Below are 19,879 nucleotides of genomic sequence, written 5' to 3'. Positions count from 1 at the left end.
CATCATCGTCCGCGGCCGAGATTCCGCCACGGTCTCCGCTGGCAAATGCCGCGGCGATGGCGCCTGCGGAGCCGTCGAGCCGCGAGCGCACGTGGTCTGACAAGGTGCGTTGCGCGGCGGGCCAGCGTGCCGCCTGGCGTGGCTGAGCCGATCAACTGAACGGGTCCGATGGCGGTCCCCGTAGCCGACAGTCCGGCAAACCACGCAGCGCGAGCAAAGTTGTACGCGCCGGGGGCCATCGGCGGCGCCGGTGGCATCAGGCGGGCACGAAGGCGTACGTGCGCACCTTCCGCAATTCCGGGATCGAGATCATCGGGCGCTACGTTCACGCGCACCTTGCGCGCCAGACCTGCCTCTGCGTCACGATAAGCGAGCGTCAACCGCACTCGTTGTTGCGCGGGTTGGTTCTCGCGCTCCAGAACTTTGCCCTCCAGCCAGATGACCTGGGGCCGGGCGATGGGTTCGGCGCCGATCACGACTGAACGGATCCAGACAAGCGCGATGCCCGCGGAAATCAGCAATGCTACCGCGACCACTGCACGACGAAGGTGAACGTAGTCATCGCCCGGCCGCGTCAGGGCGACAGTAGCCGAAGCAAGCAGGATGCAGCCCGCCATAGCGACGATCCAGGCGATAGGACTGGGTAGCGCAAACCATGCGACGATCCCGCCGGCCAGCGCGGTCGCCAGCCACGGCGCACGGTCGAACCCGGCGCGATCGAGCCACGCATCTGCGCCCCCCGCAAGGCTGGACAAGGACCACGCCTTGCGCCAATGCTGCTGCAGTGCAACATCGCCAGGATCGTCGACGATGGGTACGATCACTGCTGCGCGGGTCGCCATTTAACCGCTGGATAAGGATACGCATTCGGATGGCAAGCGATAGCGGAGAAGTGGTCACCCGCTTCGCGCCCTCGCCCACTGGATTCCTGCACATCGGTGGTGCACGAACCGCGTTGTTCAACTGGTTGTTCGCCCGGCATCACGGCGGCAAGGCACTGCTGCGGATTGAAGACACCGACAAGAAGCGGAGCACGGCCGAGGCGATAGATGCCATCATCGATGGTTTGTCCTGGCTTGGCTTGGACTACGATGCGCCCGTCGTGTTTCAATCAGAACGGGCGGGCCGCCATGCGGAGGTCGCTCATCAGTTGCTGACGGCCGGACATGCCTATAAATGCTTCGCCACGCCTGAGGATCTCGAGGCTATGCGCGCGGCCCAGCGGGCTGCGAAGCAACCTTTGCGATATGACGGTCGGTGGCGCGATCGTGACCCCGGCACGGCTCCCGAAGGCGCGCCGTTCGTCATTCGCCTGAAGACGCCAGATGACGGCGAGACGGTCATCCAGGATCAGGTGCAAGGGTCCGTCACCGTGCGCAACGCAGAGCTTGACGATTACGTCCTGCTGCGCGCTGACGGCACCCCGACCTACATGCTCGCGGTGGTCGTCGACGATCACGACATGGGAGTGACGCACGTCATTCGAGGCGACGACCACCTCAATAATGCGTTTCGCCAGTTGCCCATCTACCGCGCGATGGGCTGGCAGGAGCCGGTCTATGCGCACATTCCCCTGATCCACGGGGCCGATGGCGCGAAACTGTCCAAGCGCCATGGCGCGCTCGGAGCCGAGAACTATCGCGACGAATTCGGCATCCTGCCCGAAGCGCTGTTCAACTACCTGCTCCGGCTGGGATGGGGTCACGGCGATCGCGAGGAAATCTCTCGCGACGAGGCGATCGCGCTGTTCGATCTGGCCGGTGTGGGCAAAAGCCCCAGCCGGTTCGACCTGAAGAAGCTGCAGAACCTCAACGGGCATTACATCCGTGAGGCGGATGATGCGCGGCTTGCCGAACTGGTCGCGCCGCGGATCGGCGAAGGCATCGACTTGGCGTTGCTTACCCGCGCGATGCCGCAGCTGAAGCTGCGCGCCAAGGACTTGGATGAGCTTGCGACGGGCGCGGCCTTCCTGTTCAAGACGCGTCCGCTCGCGCTAGAGGACAAGGCTGCCGCGCTTCTGACCTCGGACGCACGGGTGCTGCTAGCGAAGATCTCGGCGCGGTTGCGAAACCAGGATGATTGGACCGTCGCCGCGCTGGAAGCTGAACTTAAACCGTTCGCCGAAGAGCTCGGGCTGGGTCTTGGTAAGTTGGCGCAACCCATGCGGGCAGCTTTGACCGGGACCACGACCTCGCCCGGAATTTTCGACGTTCTCGCTCTGCTCGGACGGGAGGAATCGCTGGCGCGGCTTGACGCACACGCGACTTCCGCCGACGCGTCCCAACAAGCTTAAGGAGACTCACGATGGCGGACAAACAGGCCACGCTCACTTACAACGACAAGACCATCGACGTGCCGGTGCTGGAAGGCAGCGTCGGCCCGGAAGTGCTCGATATCCGCAAGCTGTACGGCCAGACCGGAGCGTTCACCTACGATCCCGGCTACAAGTCGACCGGCAGCTGTGAGAGCGCCCTGACCTACATCGATGGCGATGAGGGCGTGCTGCTTCATCGCGGCTATCCGATCGGTCAGTTGGCCGAGCAATCCTCGTTCATGGAAGTCAGCTATCTCCTGCTCAACGGTGAACTGCCGTCCAAGGACGAACTGGACGACTTCACCTACACCATCAGCCGCCACACGATGCTGCACGAGCAGCTGTCGACGTTCTACCGCGGCTTCCGCCGCGATGCTCACCCGATGGCGATCATGTGCGGCGTGGTGGGCGCCCTGTCCGCTTTTTACCACGACAGCACCGACATCTCCGATCCGGAGCAGCGCAAGATCGCCAGTCATCGTCTGGTCGCCAAAATGCCGACGATCGCCGCGATGGCGTACAAGTATTCGGTCGGGCAGCCGTTTCTCTATCCCGACAATTCCCTGTCCTACACCGGCAACTTCCTGCGCATGACCTTCGGCGTTCCGGCCGAGCCGTACGAGGTGGTGCCGGCGGTCGAGAAGGCGATGGACCGGATTTTCATCCTCCACGCCGACCACGAGCAGAACGCGTCGACGTCCACGGTGCGGCTGGCCGGGTCGTCGGGAGCCAATCCGTTCGCGTGCATCGCGGCGGGCATCGCTTGCCTGTGGGGGCCCGCGCACGGCGGGGCCAACGAGGCGGCACTAAACATGCTTCGGGAAATCGGCACGCCCGACAAGATTCCGCACTACATCGAGCGGGCCAAGGACAAGAATGATCCGTTCCGGCTGATGGGGTTCGGCCACCGGGTGTACAAGAACTACGATCCTCGCGCGACGGTGATGCAGAAGACGGTGCGCGAAGTGTTCGACGCGCTCAAGGTCAACGACCCGCTGTTCGAGACCGCGCTGCGGCTGGAAGAACTGGCCCTGCAGGACGATTACTTCATCGAGAAGAAGCTGTTTCCGAACGTCGACTTCTATTCGGGCGTGATCCTCTCCGCGATCGGTTTCCCGACCACCATGTTCACCGCGCTGTTCGCTCTCGCACGCACGGTGGGCTGGGTCGCTCAATGGAACGAGATGATCTCCGATCCGGCGCAGGTCATCGGTCGTCCGCGGCAGCTCTACACCGGCCCTACCCAACGCGATTACGTACCCGTAGGCCAGCGCTGAGGTGCGCGCGCTGAAGCTCATCGCGCAAATCTTCGGCGTTGCGCTGGTGCTATCGGGCGGGCTGTGGGCGCTGCAGGGCCTGGGGCTGGTCATGTGGCCGGCCGAAAGCTTCATGCTCGCCGACCGTTCATGGGCGCTCTACGGTGGGTTGACGGTTGTGGTCGGCCTGCTGCTGATCTGGTGGGGCAGCCGGCGCCGCGCCTAGTCGTCGGACGGCAGCGTCAGGGTGAACCGCGCCCCTTCCCCCGGCGCGCTGCTGACAGTCAGGTCGCCCCCCATGGCACGGGCAAGCTTGCGCGAGATATAAAGCCCCAGGCCTGAGCCCCCGTCCCCGCTTCGACCGAGGCGTTCGAACTTTTCGAATATCCTGGCAGCCTGGTTATGCTCTAGCCCCGGCCCCTGATCCGCGACGGTCACGAGCGCCGATCCCGCTTGTTTCTCCAGCGCGAGCGTAACCCGCGATCCGGCCGGTGAGTAGGCAATCGCGTTGCCCACCAGATTGAGCAGAATCTGTAGGACCCGGCGAAACTCACCTGTCGCGGGCAGGCTTTCGCCGACCGGAGGCGCTGTCAGTGTGATTATCTTGGCCTGTGCCCGCATGCCTAGGATGCCCACCGCGCGGCGCGCGACGTCGGCAAGGTCGATGGGGTCAGGCGCCGTGACGAATCCATCTGAGTCGACGATGTCGAGGTCGGCGAGATCTTCCACCAGCGACAGCAGGTGCTGCCCCGCGGCAGCGATGTCTGCCGCATAATTGCTGTATTCTTCAGCCAGTGGTCCCGCCAGGCGTGACCGGATCGTCTCCGCGTTGGCGATGATCCGCGCGATCGGTGGTCGCAGAACCGGGGTCAACTCGCGGCCAAACCCGCTCAATCCCGGATCGTCGGCCTCGACCGGCTCGGGGGCATCCGCCAGCGGAGTGTCCGCCACCAACAACAGCTCGAACCCGGCGCTGCCGGGCTCCGGATGGCCGAGCGGCACCAGAGTGACGGTCCAGATCCGGTCCGATCCGGGTGCACGGCACCGCGCCCCGTCCAGCAGCCGCCAGTGCAACGGCTGATGGCGGGCTACATCGGGAAAAGTCAGCCACTCACTCCACGGCCGGTCTCGACCATCGCGCAGCTTTTGGGCAAGTTCACCGAGGTCCGGCGCACTTACCTCCACTACGAGCGGCCGCTGTGCCGGATCGAGGCGCGCGGTCAGTTCGGCAACTGCGCGGTCAATCATGATCCGTCGTGCGGCCACGTCCGCGTCAGGTTCAGCTGCGCGCGGGGCGCTTTGCCAGCTGCCTACTGAAATCGCGCAGCCGCCTCCGCCAGCGCTGTCCTGAGGCGCAATCTCGACCCACGCTCGAATGGTTTCTTCCCCATCGGAGGCAGTGATCGAGCGCGCGAGTTTCAGACCCATGGCGCGTGCCTTGCTTACCGCTTCGAGCAATTGCGGGATCGCGACCGTCCCCGGAAGCTCCCCACCGCAGCGACGCTGCAGGCCGGCCAGCGGCTCATCGGCCTCGACCAGGCAATCGGCTGCATCGGTCCGCGCACGCGCCAGCACTGTGCGCTCAGCTGTCATGGTCAAGTCGCCGAGGTGCGACGGGACGACGCGAGCAACTCGCGCGCGCGATCAGCGCGCAGCGAATCGAACCCTTCCGGCAGCGCGACGTTAGGGTGGAGGTAGAGAAACTGCTCTTCGATCGCGGACGGCTTCAGACCGGCGGCGCGCAGCGACAACGCCAACCGGGCAAGCTGGCGGTCGTTGGTTGCGATGATCGTCAGGTCCCGGTCCTGCTGATTGGCCGAGGACAGCGCCGTCAGGAACATCGCAGCTCCAGCATGGCTGACGGACAACGCGGCAAGCGCTCCTGCACCCATGGTGTGGATCAGGCGCGCGAGCAGGCCCAGACGACCGGCGCTCTCATCAAAGTCATCGCGCAGCTTGCCCGCCGCCAGAACTGCCGCTTCAGCATCCTGAGGTTCCACCAGTTCTAGCCACGTGGCGAGCGCCTGGTGGAAGTGGTCCGCCGGCAGCTCCGGCAATGGCAGTTCCATCCGCCGCTGGCGTTGCGCGAACCGCGCCTGCGCGGTCAGAGCGGCCATCGCGGTCGACGCCGTCGGTGGATCGTCCGACGCGATCAGCGCCTGCAACAGCGGCGAAAGAACGGGGTCCACTCCGCTACGGGTCTCCAACCGCAAAGTGAGTTGCCATTCGAGCGCCAGCGCATGGCAATGGCCAACCAGCCGGGCGTCCGCCATCAGCGCGTCCGTCAAGACGCCGATGCCGGTCTCCGGGACAGCCCGTGGATCCGCCGCATCCGCTGCGTCGGCCTGAGCGTGCAGCATTTGCCGCGCAAGGTCGCCAATCATCCCGCGCACCCGGCTGACGATCTCGTCGCTGAACAGAGAATGGTCGTGGTTCGCCAGCAAATGTCCCAACACGGGGCCGATCGTGCCAAGCACGATGTCGCCATGCGCCAACTCGTCGCGCAGGATCGCTTCGACGGGAGCTTCAGGAGAGGAGGTCGTGGCCGCTTCGTTCATCGATGCCACCTATAGCAGCGCCGTGGTTAAGCGCGCGTTAGCTCCGCTGGCGCGGGGCGAATATCCTGACGGCGAGTGCGATCAGCGCGAGAATGGCCAATCCGCCGGGCAGCACGCCAACTGCGGCAAACATGGTCAGCAGCAGGAACACGAGGGGTCGATCCGACATCGGACGTAGCAGCCGCGGAGCGCCCTCCTCCAGCGAAAGCCGGATCGCTCCGACCAGCATGAGAGCTGCAAATGCCGTCCACCGATTTTCAAACGCGGCGGGGCTGGATGCAATCGCGACGAGTGACAGGTCAAGAAGCGCGCGACGCGCGTGCGACATCCACGGCCGCTCGACCGCGGGCGAACCTGCGCCGGCGAGCCGGGCGAGAGCACTTCCGGAACTCAATAACATGCTACCGATCGTGAGCGCGCCCAGGCCGGCAGCCGTCCACCCCAGGTAACCGGCAAGGGCCCCGCCCACCGCCAGCACCGACCCGCTTGCAGCCAGCATGATCGGGGAGCGCTGAGCGTCCCCGAGCCGGTCCAGCAGGCGCCGGGCCAGCTTGTAAGCGAGTGCCGCACCCGGTCGACTTAGCGAAGGCGCCGGCACATGCCGCGCATACCAGTCATCCTGGTAGCGCTGCGCTGCCCCCTCGCTGGTCACCATCGCCCAGCGGCCATCGTCGATCCACTTGTCCGGCACCGCGAGCGTGCCGCCAGCCCGCTGAAGCGAGACGCGCAGCAGTCCCCCAATGGGATCGGCATCGGGCGCCAGGCCTGCCAGTGCTTCCACCGCGTCTCCTCGCGTGGCCAGCACGCCAGCCCAGGCTCGCTCGCGATCGATCCGTTCGAACCCTTGTTCGATCGCGCTATCGGCCGGCAGCGTCGCGATACCGGCGCGGGCGCCGAATGCCTGGACCAGCCAGTCGCGGTCGGGCAGCACCCCTGGCCCAAAGACCACCAGAGTGTCTGCCGCGCTCACCAGACCTGACAGTGGCCGGTGGCCCGCAACGGCATGAAAGGTCGCGCCGCGTCGTTCTGCTTCCCGCTGGACGATCGCAAGCGCTGGCCCAGGCGCGTCGGCCAGGACAATAACCCGCTCGCAGGACAGGTCGAGCGCGGCCTGAAGCTGGTGCCAGGCAAGCGGATGGCCCGCCACGCGAACGTCGGTCGCCGGCAGCTCCGTCATCGAAATCAGCGCTATGCGCAAAGCCGCGTCCACCCTCCTGTAGAGGATGGAGCGCTAGGCAGTTCGAACCCGATTGGCTAGGTTTGTGCGATCACCCAGCGATGAAGCGGTCGCGAAATTCCGCGATCCGCCGCACGACCGCCGGCTCTCCCGGTGCGGCGGCGATAGCCTCATCGGCAAGCGCGATCAGCTCGCTGGCATGGAAACCCGCCGCCAGTCCCTTCAGCCGCTGGGCCGCGACGGCCCAGTTGCCGTCGCACCGAGATCGTCGCAGCAGGTCGAGATGCCTCGAGACACTGTCGGCGAAAGCCGCTCGCAGCTCAGCAACGAGCTCCCGATCTTGCCCGGCGGCAGCGGCCAGGGTCGCGTCGAATGCTCCGTGTTCGTATGCCATCACCTGGCGAGATAGCCGGGCCATGATTAATAGACTGTTTAACCATAACCCGATGGTGTATTTCGCCAGAGCATGAGTGGGGGTTCACATATCCGGGCGATCGGCGCCGGCAGCGGCGCTGACGCGTCAGGCGAAACAACTCGGCAGGACAGCGAGCCGCTGACCCTGGATGAGACTTGGGCCGAAGTCCCGGAACACGAAGCGGATTGGGATGAACCGTCGCCGGCATCGCGGAGCGGCCTGATCGTGCCGGCCATGGCGGGCGCGGCGATTGTTGCCTGGACCGCGTTCTTCGCCTGGGCTCATTTGAGCGACCTGCGTACCGGAGTAACGCCGCAAGGCGGATCGCAACTGTTGATCGACTGGTCGATCCCGACCCTGCTGGTCATCGGCGTATGGCTGCTGGCAATACGCAACAGCCGGCGCGAGGCACGCCGCTTCGGCGATACCGCGGTCACGCTGCGCACCGAAAGTGCCGCGCTCGAAGCGCGCCTGTCGGTCGTCAACCGGGAGCTCAGCTTGGCGCGCGAGTTTCTCGCTGCGCAAACCCGGGAGCTCGATTCCCTCGGGCGGGTCGCGACGCAGCGACTGTCGGAGCACGCAGACCGGCTCCAGGATCTGGTGCGAGACAACGGGACACAAGTAGAGGCCATCGCCGGAGTCAGCCGCACCGCGCTCGACAACATGGACAAGCTGCGCGGCGACCTGCCGGTCATCGCCAATGCTGCGCGGGATGTAACCAGCCAGATCGGCAATGCGGGCAACACCGCGCATTCCCAACTGGCTGAACTGATTGCCGGCTTCGGCCGCCTGAACGAATTCGGGCAGGCAAGCGAACGGCAGGTCGGGACCCTTCGTGCGAAAGTCGACGCGGCGATCGCCGGATTCGAGGCGCAGGCGGTGCAGCTTGATGAGATCGCGGGCGCCCGGTTCACCCTCTTGCGTGAGAAGAGCGATGCGTTTCGCGCTGAGCTGGACGGGCGCGAGGTCGATACGCTGGCTGCGATGCGCCACCGGGCCGATCGCCTGCGCGAGGAAGTCGCCGCCGCAGCCAACCTGCTGGAAACGCACGAGGAAGAACTGCTCAAATCGATGCAGGCGCGGCTGGCCGCCCTGCGCGATGGCGCCATCACTGTCGGCGACGGATTGGCCGGGACCGAGCGACAGGCGCTGGCATCGTGGAATACCCGGCTCGATGCCCTGAAGGCGGACCTTGCTGCGGCGATCAAGGAAGTGGAAGCAATCGACATCGCGGCCCGCGATGGCGCAAGCGAGCGGCTGCGCCTGATCCAGGACGAAGCGGTACTGGTCGACGACCAGCTCAAGAATTCGCACGCGCTGTTCGTCGACGAGGTTGAGAAGCGACGGAGCGAGGCGGCAGCGCTTGCTGACGAGCAGGCCGAACTCATTCAGGAGCGCCTGGCCCTGATCGACCAGGCCCTCGCTGAGCGGCGTGCAGGTCATGCCGTTCAGGCCGAAGAACTCGCCCAGCAAAGCGAAATCCTTGGGATGAGGCTGGATGCGTTGGGTGCCGAGATGGCCCGCGCTGCGGACCAGGGCCGCGAGGCCGAAACCGCGCTCGCGAGCTCGATCGATGTTCTGGCCGCTCGCCTCACGGAAAGCCGCGAAGCACTGGCCGGGACCGATCGAGCTGTCGCGAGCCTGACCGAGGCGAGTGTCCGCCTGCTTGAGCTGATCCGCGCGAGCGCCGATCACACCCGTACCGACCTCCCCGCCGCGCTCGGCAACGCCGAAGAGCGCCTTGAAGAGCTCAGCCAACGTGGCGAGCGGCTTGGCCTGATGCTGGGTCAAGCGGGCGAACAAAGCCGGGAGTTGTCGGAATACGTCATTCTCGCCAGTCGCGACAGCGCGGCGGCCATGGGCGACCTCAAGGGTTTTCACGGACAATTCACCGCCACTTTTGCGGCCAACGAGCAGGACATCGCAAACCTTCGCTCGCAGCTTGCCGCCCTCGCGGAAGACAGCCGGGGGACGGCCGCCGAGGTCCAGGGCCCGCTACGCGAGGCGATCGGCGCGTTGGAGAGCTCCGCGCGAGACGCCATTGCCTCGCTGGAGCGTGACAGCGCCGGTCAAGTCGCGGCGCTGGCCGAGCGGATCGGCGCTGACGCCGCCGGTGCGATTGATCGGGCACTGCAGACCCATGTCGGTGCCGCCCTCGCTGAACTGGACGAGAGCGCGGCGCAAGCCGCCGGAGCCGGTCGTGCCGCGGCACTGCAACTGCGAGACCAGCTGGCGCGGGTGAACGAACTCGCCGCTAATCTGGAAAACCGCGTGGCGCACGCTCGTCAACGAGCCGAAGAGCAGGTCGACAGCGACTTCGCGCGCCGGGTCGCGCTGATCACCGAAAGCCTGAACTCCAACGCCATCGATCTAGCCAAGGCCTTGTCGAGCGAAGTGACCGACACCGCCTGGGCGAGCTATCTGCGTGGCGATCGCGGGATTTTCACCCGCCGTGCGGTGCGCCTGATCGACAACACGCAGGCGCGCGAAATCTCCGACCTGTTCGAGAGCGACCGCGAATTCCGCGAGCACGTCAGCCGCTACATCCACGATTTCGAAGCGATGCTGCGGGCCATGCTGTCGACGCGCGACGGGAACGCGATCGGCGTCACCCTGCTCAGCAGCGACATGGGCAAGCTCTACGTGGCGCTCGCCCAAGCCATCGAACGGCTGCGGGACTAGACGTTAGCTGCCGATCATCAGGTCGCGCGGAGTGATCCAGCCGTAGATATAGTTGGCGACATACAATGCCGTCAGCGCGGCCGACAGGGCCGTCGCTCGCACTGCCAGCCGGCCCGGCCGGAAATTGGCCGGAGCGCTGTCAGCCTGCCCCGGGATTTTGTCGATCCCCAACTCGTCATGGGTTTTGACCCCGAACGGCAGCAGCACGAATGCGCTGGCGACCCAGAACAGAAAGTAGATCGCCAGGATCGACGTCCACTTCATGCCGGCTGGCTTTCGGTCAGGAGGACTTTGACCTGCGGCCGCTTTCCGCTCCAGCGAGTGGCGGCACGGCGCGCGGCGAGGCGCGCCGCCTCGATCACGCTGTCTCGATCCCGAGAGCCGCCCTTCAGCTTCGCGACGGCAGCGGCGATGTCGGTCTGCGTTTCGGTAACGAACGCGGGGTAATCCTCGTCCAGTGGCAGGCCGATGCCTTCGACCTGCGCCCGGCCCCGCGGATCCAGCGCGACAATCACCAGCCCTTCGCGCGCGATCCGCCGGCGCATCACCATCGCATCGCCATCGGCGGGAGTGATCAGGTCGCCGTCGAGGATCAGGCGCCCCGCCCGGACCTTGGCCACCGTGCCGGGCTTTCCGGGCGCGATCCGCACGATATCGCCGTTCTTCTGCACCACTGCGTGCGGGATGCCGCACTCAAGCCCCAACCGGGCCTGCTCGGTCATGTGGCGCATCTCGCCATGGACCGGCACCAGGATTTCGGGCCGCAGCCAGCTGTAGAGCGCTTCCAGCTCAGGCCGCCCGGGGTGACCGGACACGTGAATGGCACTCTGCCGATCGGTCACCACGATGATCCCCCGCTCGGCCAGAAGGTTCTGAATGCGCCCGACCGAAATTTCGTTTCCGGGGATCTGCCGACTGGAAAACAGCACTACGTCGCCTTCGCTCAGCGACAGGGGGTGCTGGCCTTCCGCGACCCGTGCCAGAGCGGCTCGCGGTTCGCCCTGCCCGCCGGTCGCGACGATCAGAACCTCCCCCCGTGGTAACGACATCGCGGTGTCGAAATCGACGATCTCCGGAAAATCCGCGAGGTAGCCGTTGTCCTGGCTGACCTCGATCATCCGGTCGAGCGACCGTCCGGCAACGCACAACCGGCGTCCGGTGGCCTCTGCCACCGCTCCCAATGTATGGAGGCGAGCGACGTTGCTCGCAAAGGTGGTGACCAGCACGCGCCGGCCGTCCCACCGCGCTACTTCTTCGTGCAGCGCGCGATAGACCGCGCCTTCGGAACCGCTTTCCGCCGGATTGAACACATTGGTGGAATCGCACACCATCGCGAGCACGCCCTCGTCGCCGATCTCGCGCAGCTCCGCTTCGGTGGTGGGATCACCGATGATCGGTTCTTCGTCGAGCTTCCAGTCGCCGGTGTGGAAGATGCGGCCATAAGGCGTGTCAATCAGCAGCGCGTGCCCTTCGGCAATCGAGTGCGCCAGCGGCACGTAGGCAACATCGAACGGGCCCAGCGCAAAGCTGTCGGAACCGCGAATGATGTTGAGTTCGACTTCGTCCACCAGACCCGCTTCGGCTAGCTTGCGCCGCACCAGGTCTGCCGTGAACGGCGTGGCATAGAGCGGCACGCCGAGATCAGCGGCAAAGTACGGCACGGCGCCGATGTGATCTTCGTGCGCGTGAGTCAGGACGATCCCGACCAGGTCGCGGGTCCGCTCCTCGATAAACTCGAGGTCGGCGAACACCAAGTCCACCCCCGGGTATTCGTTGCCGCTAAAGGTCATGCCCAGGTCGACCATCAGCCACTTGCCCTGGCAGCCGTACAGATTGACGTTCATGCCAATCTCGCCAGAGCCGCCGAGCGCCAGGAACAGCAATTCGTCTTCGGGGGTGTAGTTCTTTTTCATGCGCGCGCCTGCTCTGCCAGCAGCGCCAGACCGTCCAGTGTCAGGTCGGCATCGACTGCGTCGAAAATAGTGGTGTGTTGATCGAACAGGATCGCCAGCCCACCGGTGGCGATCACCGTCGCCGGCCGGCCGATCTCCTCACGCATACGCGCGATTAAACCTTCCAGCATGGCAACGTAGCCCCAGTACACCCCGATCAGCATCTGGTCTTCCGTGTTAGTGCCGATGACGCTGTCGTTGCGTGGTGCTTCGATGGCGATGCGCGGCAACTTCGCGGTGTTGCCCACCAGGGCATCGAGCGACAGGTTGATCCCCGGCGCGATGATGCCGCCCTTGTATGCGCCGCTGAAGTCGATCGCGTCGAACGTCGTGGCCGTGCCGAAATCGACCACGATCAGGTCGCCCTGGTACTTGGCATGCGCGGCGATGACATTGAGTGCGCGGTCCGCGCCAAGCGAACGCGGCTGATCGACATCTGCGCGAAACGGCCACTCCGCCGCGCCCTCTCCCGCTATCACCGGCGTTAACTTGAAAAACTTTTCCGCCAGCACCGTAATGTTATGGATCGCGCGCGGGACTACCGAGCCGACGATGATCTGCTTGATGTCTTCACGCTTGAAGCCCTCGATGGCGAGAAGCTGGAGGAGCCACACGGCGTACTCATCGCCCGTCCGGCGCGGGTCGGTCGCGATGCGCCAGCGCGCCTTGATCTCGCGGCCACCGCCTTCACCCAAGGCGAACAGCGCGAAGACCACGTTGGTGTTGCCGACATCGGCGGCGAGCAGCATGGCGGTTCCCTTCAGCCCAGCATCACATCGCCGGCGTGGATAGGCCGGGTTGAGCCGTCTTCCAAGCGTAGCAACAGCGATCCATCCGGGCCGAGCCCGGCAAAGGCGCCTGATACCTTCGCCCCGGCGGGCTCATGCACCGTCAGCGAGGTACCCAATGGATGCGCGACTGCGAGCCACCGTCGCAGCAGCGGATCGATCCCGGCGGCGCGCCAGCGTTCAAGCTCGCGGTCGAACGATCGCGCGAGAGCGGCAGCGAAGTCGTCGCGCGCGGGCGGAGGGCCGAGCGCTGACAACGCCACGGTCTCGCGCCCTTCCACATCCGGTGCCGCGGCCAGGTTGACTCCCAGCCCGACGATCACCGCGTCGCCTTCCCGCTCCAGCAGAATACCGGCGAGCTTGGCACGGCCGAGCAGCAGATCGTTTGGCCACTTGAGCGAGAGCCCCGCGGGTTCCGCAAGCAATGGCGCGATTGCTTCGTAAAGCGTCAGGCCGCTCATCAGTGCCAGCGTCGGCGCTGCAGGATCGTGCGGGCCGGGACGCACGATGGTGGAACCCATGAAGTTGCCAGCCCCATCGAACCATGCACGCCCCTGGCGCCCGCGCCCGGCAATCTGGCGGTCGGCGATCAGCCAGTGACCTTCACTCAATCGCTCACCAGCACGCACCGCGCTGGCTAGGTCGGCGTTGGTGGAGCCGGTTTCAGAGACGAACTTCAGTGGCAACTGGGTCAAGCGGCGAGAAACAGTGCCGCGCTTGCCTTACCCGCGATCCGGTCGAACCACCCTGTAAGCAGGTAGCCCAAAGGAGAGTTGAATACGGTTGCCGCCAGCAGCAAGCTCCAGTGTGCCCAGTCGTTCCGGCCCTTCGCCTGATCCGCCGGTTCGTCGAAGAACATCGTCTTGCAGACCATCAGGTAATAGTACGCGCTGATCACGCTGCCCACGATCGCCAGCGTTGCGAGTGCGATCATGTCGGCATCGACTGCCGCGCGGAATACGACCAGCTTGCCCCAGAACCCGAACAGTGGCGGAATGCCGGCCAGGCTAAGCATCATCACCAACAGGCACCAAGCCAGGAGCGGCTGAGTACGCGACAGGCCGGCCATGGCCGAAATCGATTCAATCTGGTTGCCGTCGGCATCGCGCAACATCAGCACGCCGACGAACGCTCCGATCGACATCGCGACGTAGATGGCCAGGTACACCAGCATCGCACTTGCCCCGCCCACCGTTGCAGTCGCCAGGCCGACGAGGATGAAACCCACGTTGTTGATCGAGGAATAGGCGAGCAAGCGTTTGATGTTGCTCTGCCCGATCGCGCCGAGTGCACCCACCACGATCGAAGCGAGGGCGACGAACACCACCACCTGGCGCCAGGCATCGGCCTGGTCGCCGAACGCCTCGAGCGCGACGCGCATGGTCAGTGCGATCGCCGCAACCTTGGGCGCGGTCGAAAAGAACATGGTGACCGGCGTCGGCGCGCCTTCATAGACATCGGGCGTCCACATATGGAACGGCACGGCCGAAATCTTGAATGCCAGCCCCGACAGCACGATGATCAGTCCGAACAGAGCGCCGGTGGACATGCCACCTTCCAGCGCGACGCGGATGGCCGCGAAGTTGGTCGACCCGGTGAAGCCGTAGGTCAGGCTCATGCCATAGAGCAGGATGCCGCTCGCAAGGGCGCCCAGCACGAAGTACTTCAGCCCCGCTTCAGCAGAACGGTTGTCGACCCGCAGGAATGCTGCGAGCACGTAAGCGGCCAGGCTGTTCATCTCGAGCCCGATATACAGCGTCATCAGGTCGCTTGCGGATACCATGATCCCGGTGCCGAGCACGGCGAACAGCAGCAGCACCGGATATTCGGCCCGCATCGCGTTCCAGCGATCGAAGAATCGCGGGGCGATCATCAGTCCGGCGGCGCCCGAGATGTAGATCAGCAGCTTGGCGTAAGCGGCAAAGGCATCTGCGCGAAACTGTCCGAAGAACGCGTTTGTATCGGGGCCCATGGCGCCCGCGTCCAGCGTCGGGACGGTCACGGCCGCGGCAGCGACCATCAGGGCCACTGCGGCGATCGATATGGCCCGGCTCGACTTGTCGCCCAGCCACGCTGCGGCCAGCAGGAGCACCAGCCCGCCGACACCGAGGATCTCCTCGGCCAAAATGAGGCGGAGGGATTGGGTGAGATCCATCAGTGGGCCTCCCCTTCGGCAGCATGGCCCGCGCCAGTCTCCGCGTGCGGCAGGGCATTGGCTGCCTGCGTCCGTGCCTGCCCGGCGGCGGGGGCCGCCAGCTTGCTATCGCCGGCAGGGGCCGCGCGCGCCAACCGGGCGTCGAGCGCGGCAATGTCCTTGCGCATCGGGGCGAGGAAGCTTTCCGGGTAGACACCCATCCACAACACGGCGGCGGCGATGGGGGCGAGCATGAACCATTCACGCACGTTCATGTCGCGCATCGCGGCAGCGTCGGCATTGGCCTGGACGCCGAAAGCTACGCGGCGGTAGAGATATAGCATGTAGGCCGCGCCCAGGATGATACCCGTGGTGCACACCAGCGTGACCCAGGTGGAGATCTGATAGATGCCGGCAAGGCTGAGGAATTCGCCAACAAAGCCGCTGGTGCCGGGCAGGCCGATGCTCGCCATCGTGAACAGCAAAAAGAACAGCGAATAGCGCGGCATGTTGATGCTGAGACCGCCGTAGCGGTCGATCTCGCGCGTGTGCAGCCGGTCGTAGATGACCCCGACGCACAGGAACAGCGCGCCCGAAACCAGACCGTGGCTCAGCATCACGATCATTGCGCCTTCGAGGCCCTGCACGTTGAAGGCGAACAGGCCCACCGTCACGACCGCCATGTGCGCGACCGACGAATAGGCGATCAGCTTCTTCATGTCGTGCTGCACCAGCGCGACCAGCGAGGTGTAGATCACCCCGATCATGCTCAGCGCGAACACCAGCCAGGCAAGCTGGGCACTTGCTTCCGGCAGCATCGGCAGGCTGAAGCGAATGAAGCCATACCCACCCATCTTGAGCAGCACGCCCGCCAAGATCACCGAGCCCGCGGTCGGCGCTTGGACGTGCGCGTCGGGCAGCCATGTATGCACCGGCCACATCGGCATCTTGACCGCGAAGCTGGCGAAGAACGCGAGCCACAGCCACGTCTGCGCCTGGGGCGGGAAATCGAACTGCATCAGCGTGGGGATGTCGGTCGTGCCGGCCTCGCGGATCATCCACAGCATCGCCACGAGCATCACCACCGACCCGAGCAGCGTGTAGAGGAAGAACTTGTAGCTCGCGTAGATCCGCTCGGCCCCGCCCCAGATGCCGATGATCAGGTACATCGGGATCAGGCCGGCTTCGAAGAAGATGTAGAACAGCAGGATGTCTTGCGCCGCGAACACGCCGATCATCAGCAGTTCCATGAACAGGAACGCGGCCATGTATTCGCCCACGCGCTGCTCGATCGATTCCCAGCTCGCCAGGATGCAGATCGGCATCAGGAACACGCTGAGCACGATCAGCAGCAGCGCGATCCCGTCGATGCCGAGCGCGTAGCTGAAGCCGGCAAACAGTTCCGCGCGCTCGGTGAACTGCCACTGCGCGCCGCCGATGTCATAGTTCGCCCATAACGCGATGCCGAGCGCGAGGTCGATCAGCGTCGCCGCCAGCGCCACCGTGCGGGCGGCCTTAGCGTCGAGGAAGAAGCACGCCAGCGCCCCGACCAGCGGGACCAGCAGCATCAGCGAAAGGATCGGGAACCCGTCCATCAGAAGAGCACCCAGGTGATCGCGCCGACGACGCCAACCAGCATCCAGAGCGCGTAAGTGGTAAGGTAACCCGACTGCACGCGGGTGTTGCCGACGCTGCCGAGTGCCACCACCCGCGCCGCGCCATTGGGACCGAAGCGGTCGATAATGCCCTGATCGCCGGTTCTCCAGAACCGGCGGCCGAACCAGAATGCCGGCCGCACGAACAGGAAGTGGTAAAGTTCGTCAAAGTACCACTTGTTGAAGAAGAACCGATAGACCGGCCCCAACTGCTTGGCCGCGCGCTCGGGCATGCCGGTGTCGCGGATGTAACCCAGCCATGCAACGGCAAGGCCGATCAGCATGACGATCGTCGCGGTCAGCTTCACCCACAGCGGCACGGCATGCAGCGCGTGCATCAGGTTCTCGTTGTAGAAGATCGAGCCGCCCCAGAACGCCTCGGAATCGAGGAATTGCGGGTTGAACATGAACCCGGCGACCACCGCGCCCACGCTCAACACGGCAAGCGGGATGAGCATCGTCAGCGGACTTTCATGCGGGTGATAGCCCGCGGTGCCGTAGCCGTGATCCGGATCGGGAACGTGATGCGCGACGTCATGGCCGGAGTCTTCCTGCGCCGGAGGATTGCCGCGCTCGCTATCGGCGTGGCCGTGTGCGTCGTGCACCGCGTGCTGGATGTGGTCGCTCGCCGCCCAGCGCGGCTTGCCGAAGAAGGTCAGGAACATGAGCCGCCAGCTGTAGAAGCTGGTCAGCAGTGCGGCGACCGCGCCAAGCCAGAAGGCGAAGTGCGCCATCTCCGTCCCGCGGCCCCAGGCGGCTTCGAGGATCGCGTCCTTGGAATGAAACCCCGCAAAGCCAGCGTGCAGCCAGTAGATGCCGACCCCGGTGATCGCCAGCGTGCCCGCCATCATCGCCCAGAAGGTCAACGGAATGCTTTTACGCAAGCCGCCGTAGTACCGCATGTCCTGCTCGTGATGCATCGCGTGGATCACCGATCCTGCGCCAAGGAACAAGAGTGCCTTGAAGAACGCGTGCGTGAACAGGTGGAACATGGCCGCGTTGTAGGCACCCACGCCCGCGGCGAAGAACATGTAGCCAAGCTGCGAGCACGTGGAATAAGCGATCACCCGCTTGATGTCCCACTGGGTCGTGCCGACCGTCGCGGCGAACAGGCAAGTGGCAGCGCCGATGAACGTCACGAACATCAGCGCGATCGGCGCGGTTTCGAACATCGGCGACAAGCGGCAGACCATGAACACGCCCGCGGTCACCATCGTCGCCGCGTGGATCAGCGCCGACACCGGGGTCGGGCCTTCCATCGCATCGGGCAGCCACGTGTGCAGGCCTAGCTGCGCCGACTTGCCCATGGCGCCGATGAACAGCAGGATGCACAGCACATCCATCGTATCGACGCGGTATCCCAGGAAGCCGATCGTGCTGCCCGCCATGCCCGGCGCGGCGGCCAGGATCTCGGGGATGGAGACAGTGCCGAACACCAGATAGGTGCCGAATATTCCGAGCATGAAGCCGAGGTCGCCGACCCGGTTGACCACGAACGCCTTGATCGCCGCGGCGTTGGCGCTCGGCTTGCGGAACCAGAATCCGATCAGCAGGTAGCTGGCCAGACCTACGCCTTCCCAACCAAAGAACATCTGCACCAGGTTGTCCGCGGTCACCAGCATCAGCATCGCGAAGGTGAACAGCGACAGGTAAGCGAAGAATCGCGGCTGGTCCGGGTCCTCGTCCATGTAGCCCCAGCTGTACAGGTGCACGAGCGCCGAGACGGTGGTGATGACCACCAGCATGACCGCGGTCAGCGTATCCACCCGCAGCGCCCAGTCGAACGCCAGGTCGCCCGAACGGACCCACTGCAGCACCGGCACGACGCTGGCCTCCGCAGAGCCGTTGAGGAAGGCTAGGAAAATCGGCCAACTCAACGCGCACGACAGGAACAGCGCGCCGGTGGTGAGCGATTTGACGACCGTGTTGCCGAGCGCCCGGTTACCCAGCCCGCCCACGAGCGCGGCCAGCAGGGGGGCGAAAACAATGATGAGGATCGGATGCAAGGGTCCGTTATCCCTTCAGCCGGTCGACGCTGTCGACCGCGATGGTGCCGCGTCCGCGGAAATAGATGACCAGGATCGCCAGCCCGATCGCCGCTTCGCCCGCGGCGACGGTCAGGACGAACATCGCGAAAACCTGACCGGTGATGTCGTTCAGGAAAGCGCTGAACGCTACCAGATTGATGTTTACCGCCAGCAGGATGAGCTCGATCGACATCAGGATGACGATGATGTTCTTCCGGTTGAGGAAGATGCCCAGCACGCCGAGCACGAACATGATGGTCCCGACAACGATGTAGTGTTCGAGGCCGATCACAACTCCAGCCCTCCCCCGACTTCCGGACGCATGTTCACAGTCGCATCCTGCGGCCGGCGACGGTTCTGACGATCGATGTTCTGCGGCCGCGAATCCTTGCGGTCGCGATGCGTCAGCACGATTGCCCCGATCATCGCGACCAGCAGGATGATGCCGGCGCTTTCGAACAGGAACAGGTAGCGGCTGTACAGGACCTGCCCGATCGCGGCGATGTTGCTGGTCATGATCGGCGGTGCCGCTGTCGCTGCGGCGGGTGCAAGGTCGATCGATCCTGCGCGGTACGCGCCGATCCCGAACACCAGTTCGGCCAGCAGCACCACTGCGATAGCGATACCCAGCGGGAAGTTCTTCACGAACCCTGCTCTGAGAGAGGCGAAGTCGATGTCGAGCATCATCACGACAAACAGGAACAGCACCGCGACCGCGCCGACGTACACGATCACCAACAGCATCGCGATGAACTCGGCGCCGACCAGCACCATCAGCCCAGCTGCGTTGAAGAACGCAACGATCAGCCACAGCACCGAATGCACGGGGTTGCGCGACAGGATCACGAACACCGCGGACAGGATCGCGAGCGCGGCGAACAGATAGAAGGCGAAGACCTGGATCATGGTTCGGCGCGGCCC

The 19,879-nt window shown here is 65.1% G+C and carries 18 protein-coding genes; 4 read left to right on the top strand and 14 right to left on the bottom strand.

Annotated features, from left to right (window positions below):
- Window positions 1-2 precede the first annotated feature (2 nt).
- The gene (locus E0504_RS51330) at window positions 3-842 is read right to left on the bottom strand and encodes a DUF4131 domain-containing protein (protein ID WP_207974557.1); all 840 of its coding nucleotides are present in this window, start codon (window positions 840-842) and stop codon (window positions 3-5) included.
- A gap of 29 nt (window positions 843-871) precedes the next feature.
- Between E0504_RS51330 and gltX the strand changes: the two genes are divergently transcribed.
- Genes gltX through E0504_RS20910 form a run of 3 tightly spaced genes read left to right on the top strand, consistent with a single transcriptional unit; the run spans window position 872 to window position 3,796 of the window.
- Entirely contained in the window at window positions 872-2,293 is a 1,422-nt protein-coding gene (gene gltX / locus E0504_RS20920) for a glutamate--tRNA ligase (RefSeq protein ID WP_131625643.1), read from the top strand.
- Between the two features lie 11 nt (window positions 2,294-2,304).
- Window positions 2,305-3,591, top strand: coding sequence for a citrate synthase (locus tag E0504_RS20915; protein ID WP_131625642.1), 1,287 nt, complete (start codon window positions 2,305-2,307; stop codon window positions 3,589-3,591).
- A 1-nt stretch (window position 3,592) separates the two neighbouring features.
- The gene (locus E0504_RS20910) at window positions 3,593-3,796 is read left to right on the top strand and encodes a hypothetical protein (RefSeq protein WP_131625641.1); all 204 of its coding nucleotides are present in this window, start codon (window positions 3,593-3,595) and stop codon (window positions 3,794-3,796) included.
- Here the strand turns inward: E0504_RS20910 and E0504_RS20905 are convergent.
- The 4 genes from E0504_RS20905 to E0504_RS20890 all read right to left on the bottom strand — a co-directional run bounded on the left by E0504_RS20905 (window position 3,793) and on the right by E0504_RS20890 (window position 7,699).
- A complete protein-coding gene (locus E0504_RS20905) occupies window positions 3,793-5,163 on the bottom strand; it encodes a HAMP domain-containing sensor histidine kinase (RefSeq protein WP_131625640.1) in 1,371 nt (456 codons plus the stop codon). The genes E0504_RS20910 and E0504_RS20905 overlap by 4 nt on opposite strands.
- Window positions 5,164-5,165: 2 nt before the next feature.
- The gene (locus E0504_RS20900; protein ID WP_131625639.1) at window positions 5,166-6,128 is read right to left on the bottom strand and encodes a hypothetical protein; all 963 of its coding nucleotides are present in this window, start codon (window positions 6,126-6,128) and stop codon (window positions 5,166-5,168) included.
- 37 nt (window positions 6,129-6,165) lie between these two features.
- The gene (locus E0504_RS20895; protein WP_131625638.1) at window positions 6,166-7,326 is read right to left on the bottom strand and encodes a hypothetical protein; all 1,161 of its coding nucleotides are present in this window, start codon (window positions 7,324-7,326) and stop codon (window positions 6,166-6,168) included.
- Between the two features lie 70 nt (window positions 7,327-7,396).
- On the bottom strand, window positions 7,397-7,699 hold the full coding sequence (locus E0504_RS20890; protein ID WP_131625737.1) for an Hpt domain-containing protein: 303 nt from the start codon (window positions 7,697-7,699) through the stop codon (window positions 7,397-7,399).
- 72 nt (window positions 7,700-7,771) lie between these two features.
- Between E0504_RS20890 and E0504_RS20885 the strand changes: the two genes are divergently transcribed.
- On the top strand, window positions 7,772-10,402 hold the full coding sequence (locus E0504_RS20885; protein ID WP_131625637.1) for an ATPase: 2,631 nt from the start codon (window positions 7,772-7,774) through the stop codon (window positions 10,400-10,402).
- A 3-nt stretch (window positions 10,403-10,405) separates the two neighbouring features.
- Here the strand turns inward: E0504_RS20885 and E0504_RS20880 are convergent, their stop codons facing one another.
- The 9 genes from E0504_RS20880 to E0504_RS20840 are packed head-to-tail and all read right to left on the bottom strand — an operon-like array spanning window position 10,406 to window position 19,864.
- Window positions 10,406-10,666, bottom strand: a complete 261-nt coding sequence (locus tag E0504_RS20880) for a DUF1467 family protein (protein ID WP_131625636.1) — start codon at window positions 10,664-10,666, stop codon at window positions 10,406-10,408.
- Complete coding sequence (locus tag E0504_RS20875; RefSeq protein WP_131625635.1) at window positions 10,663-12,315, bottom strand: ribonuclease J; 1,653 nt, start codon at window positions 12,313-12,315, stop codon at window positions 10,663-10,665. Before E0504_RS20875 ends, E0504_RS20880 begins: the two co-directional genes overlap by 4 nt.
- The gene (locus E0504_RS20870; RefSeq protein WP_131625634.1) at window positions 12,312-13,103 is read right to left on the bottom strand and encodes a type III pantothenate kinase; all 792 of its coding nucleotides are present in this window, start codon (window positions 13,101-13,103) and stop codon (window positions 12,312-12,314) included. Before E0504_RS20870 ends, E0504_RS20875 begins: the two co-directional genes overlap by 4 nt.
- An 11-nt stretch (window positions 13,104-13,114) precedes the next feature.
- Complete coding sequence (locus E0504_RS20865; protein ID WP_207974555.1) at window positions 13,115-13,837, bottom strand: biotin--[acetyl-CoA-carboxylase] ligase; 723 nt, start codon at window positions 13,835-13,837, stop codon at window positions 13,115-13,117.
- The gene (gene nuoN / locus E0504_RS20860) at window positions 13,834-15,297 is read right to left on the bottom strand and encodes an NADH-quinone oxidoreductase subunit NuoN (protein WP_131625633.1); all 1,464 of its coding nucleotides are present in this window, start codon (window positions 15,295-15,297) and stop codon (window positions 13,834-13,836) included. Before nuoN ends, E0504_RS20865 begins: the two co-directional genes overlap by 4 nt.
- Window positions 15,297-16,871 carry an NADH-quinone oxidoreductase subunit M gene (locus E0504_RS20855; protein WP_131625632.1) on the bottom strand — a complete coding sequence of 525 codons (1,575 nt, stop codon included), beginning with the start codon at window positions 16,869-16,871 and terminating at the stop codon, window positions 15,297-15,299. Before E0504_RS20855 ends, nuoN begins: the two co-directional genes overlap by 1 nt.
- Window positions 16,871-18,937 carry an NADH-quinone oxidoreductase subunit L gene (gene nuoL / locus E0504_RS20850; RefSeq protein ID WP_131625631.1) on the bottom strand — a complete coding sequence of 689 codons (2,067 nt, stop codon included), beginning with the start codon at window positions 18,935-18,937 and terminating at the stop codon, window positions 16,871-16,873. The genes E0504_RS20855 and nuoL overlap by 1 nt, the downstream gene beginning before the upstream one ends.
- 7 nt (window positions 18,938-18,944) lie before the next feature.
- The gene (gene nuoK, locus E0504_RS20845) at window positions 18,945-19,250 is read right to left on the bottom strand and encodes an NADH-quinone oxidoreductase subunit NuoK (RefSeq protein WP_131625630.1); all 306 of its coding nucleotides are present in this window, start codon (window positions 19,248-19,250) and stop codon (window positions 18,945-18,947) included.
- Window positions 19,247-19,864 (bottom strand): NADH-quinone oxidoreductase subunit J, encoded by a 618-nt coding sequence (locus E0504_RS20840; protein ID WP_131625629.1) that lies wholly within the window; start codon window positions 19,862-19,864, stop codon window positions 19,247-19,249. The genes nuoK and E0504_RS20840 overlap by 4 nt, the downstream gene beginning before the upstream one ends.
- Between the last annotated feature and the right edge of the window lie 15 nt (window positions 19,865-19,879).

Source organism: Parafrankia sp. BMG5.11, from assembly GCF_004337455.1.
The sequence above is the reverse complement of the archived record's forward strand: the minus strand, read 5'-3'. Positions and strand labels throughout refer to the sequence as shown.

Bases quoted from the DNA above. Each gene is read 5' to 3' on its own strand.
- E0504_RS20915 (WP_131625642.1), top strand. From the start codon at position 2,305: ATGGCGGACAAACAGGCCACGCTCACTTACAACGACAAGACCATCGAC.
- E0504_RS20900 (WP_131625639.1), bottom strand. From the start codon at position 6,128: ATGAACGAAGCGGCCACGACCTCCTCTCCTGAAGCTCCCGTCGAAGCG.
- E0504_RS20885 (WP_131625637.1), top strand. From the start codon at position 7,772: ATGAGTGGGGGTTCACATATCCGGGCGATCGGCGCCGGCAGCGGCGCT.
- gltX (WP_131625643.1), top strand. From the start codon at position 872: ATGGCAAGCGATAGCGGAGAAGTGGTCACCCGCTTCGCGCCCTCGCCC.
- E0504_RS20905 (WP_131625640.1), bottom strand. From the start codon at position 5,163: ATGACAGCTGAGCGCACAGTGCTGGCGCGTGCGCGGACCGATGCAGCC.
- E0504_RS20880 (WP_131625636.1), bottom strand. From the start codon at position 10,666: ATGAAGTGGACGTCGATCCTGGCGATCTACTTTCTGTTCTGGGTCGCC.
- E0504_RS20875 (WP_131625635.1), bottom strand. From the start codon at position 12,315: ATGAAAAAGAACTACACCCCCGAAGACGAATTGCTGTTCCTGGCGCTC.
- E0504_RS51330 (WP_207974557.1), bottom strand. From the start codon at position 842: ATGGCGACCCGCGCAGCAGTGATCGTACCCATCGTCGACGATCCTGGC.
- nuoN (WP_131625633.1), bottom strand. From the start codon at position 15,297: ATGGATCTCACCCAATCCCTCCGCCTCATTTTGGCCGAGGAGATCCTC.
- E0504_RS20890 (WP_131625737.1), bottom strand. From the start codon at position 7,699: ATGGCATACGAACACGGAGCATTCGACGCGACCCTGGCCGCTGCCGCC.
- E0504_RS20840 (WP_131625629.1), bottom strand. From the start codon at position 19,864: ATGATCCAGGTCTTCGCCTTCTATCTGTTCGCCGCGCTCGCGATCCTG.
- E0504_RS20855 (WP_131625632.1), bottom strand. From the start codon at position 16,871: ATGGACGGGTTCCCGATCCTTTCGCTGATGCTGCTGGTCCCGCTGGTC.
- E0504_RS20870 (WP_131625634.1), bottom strand. From the start codon at position 13,103: ATGCTGCTCGCCGCCGATGTCGGCAACACCAACGTGGTCTTCGCGCTG.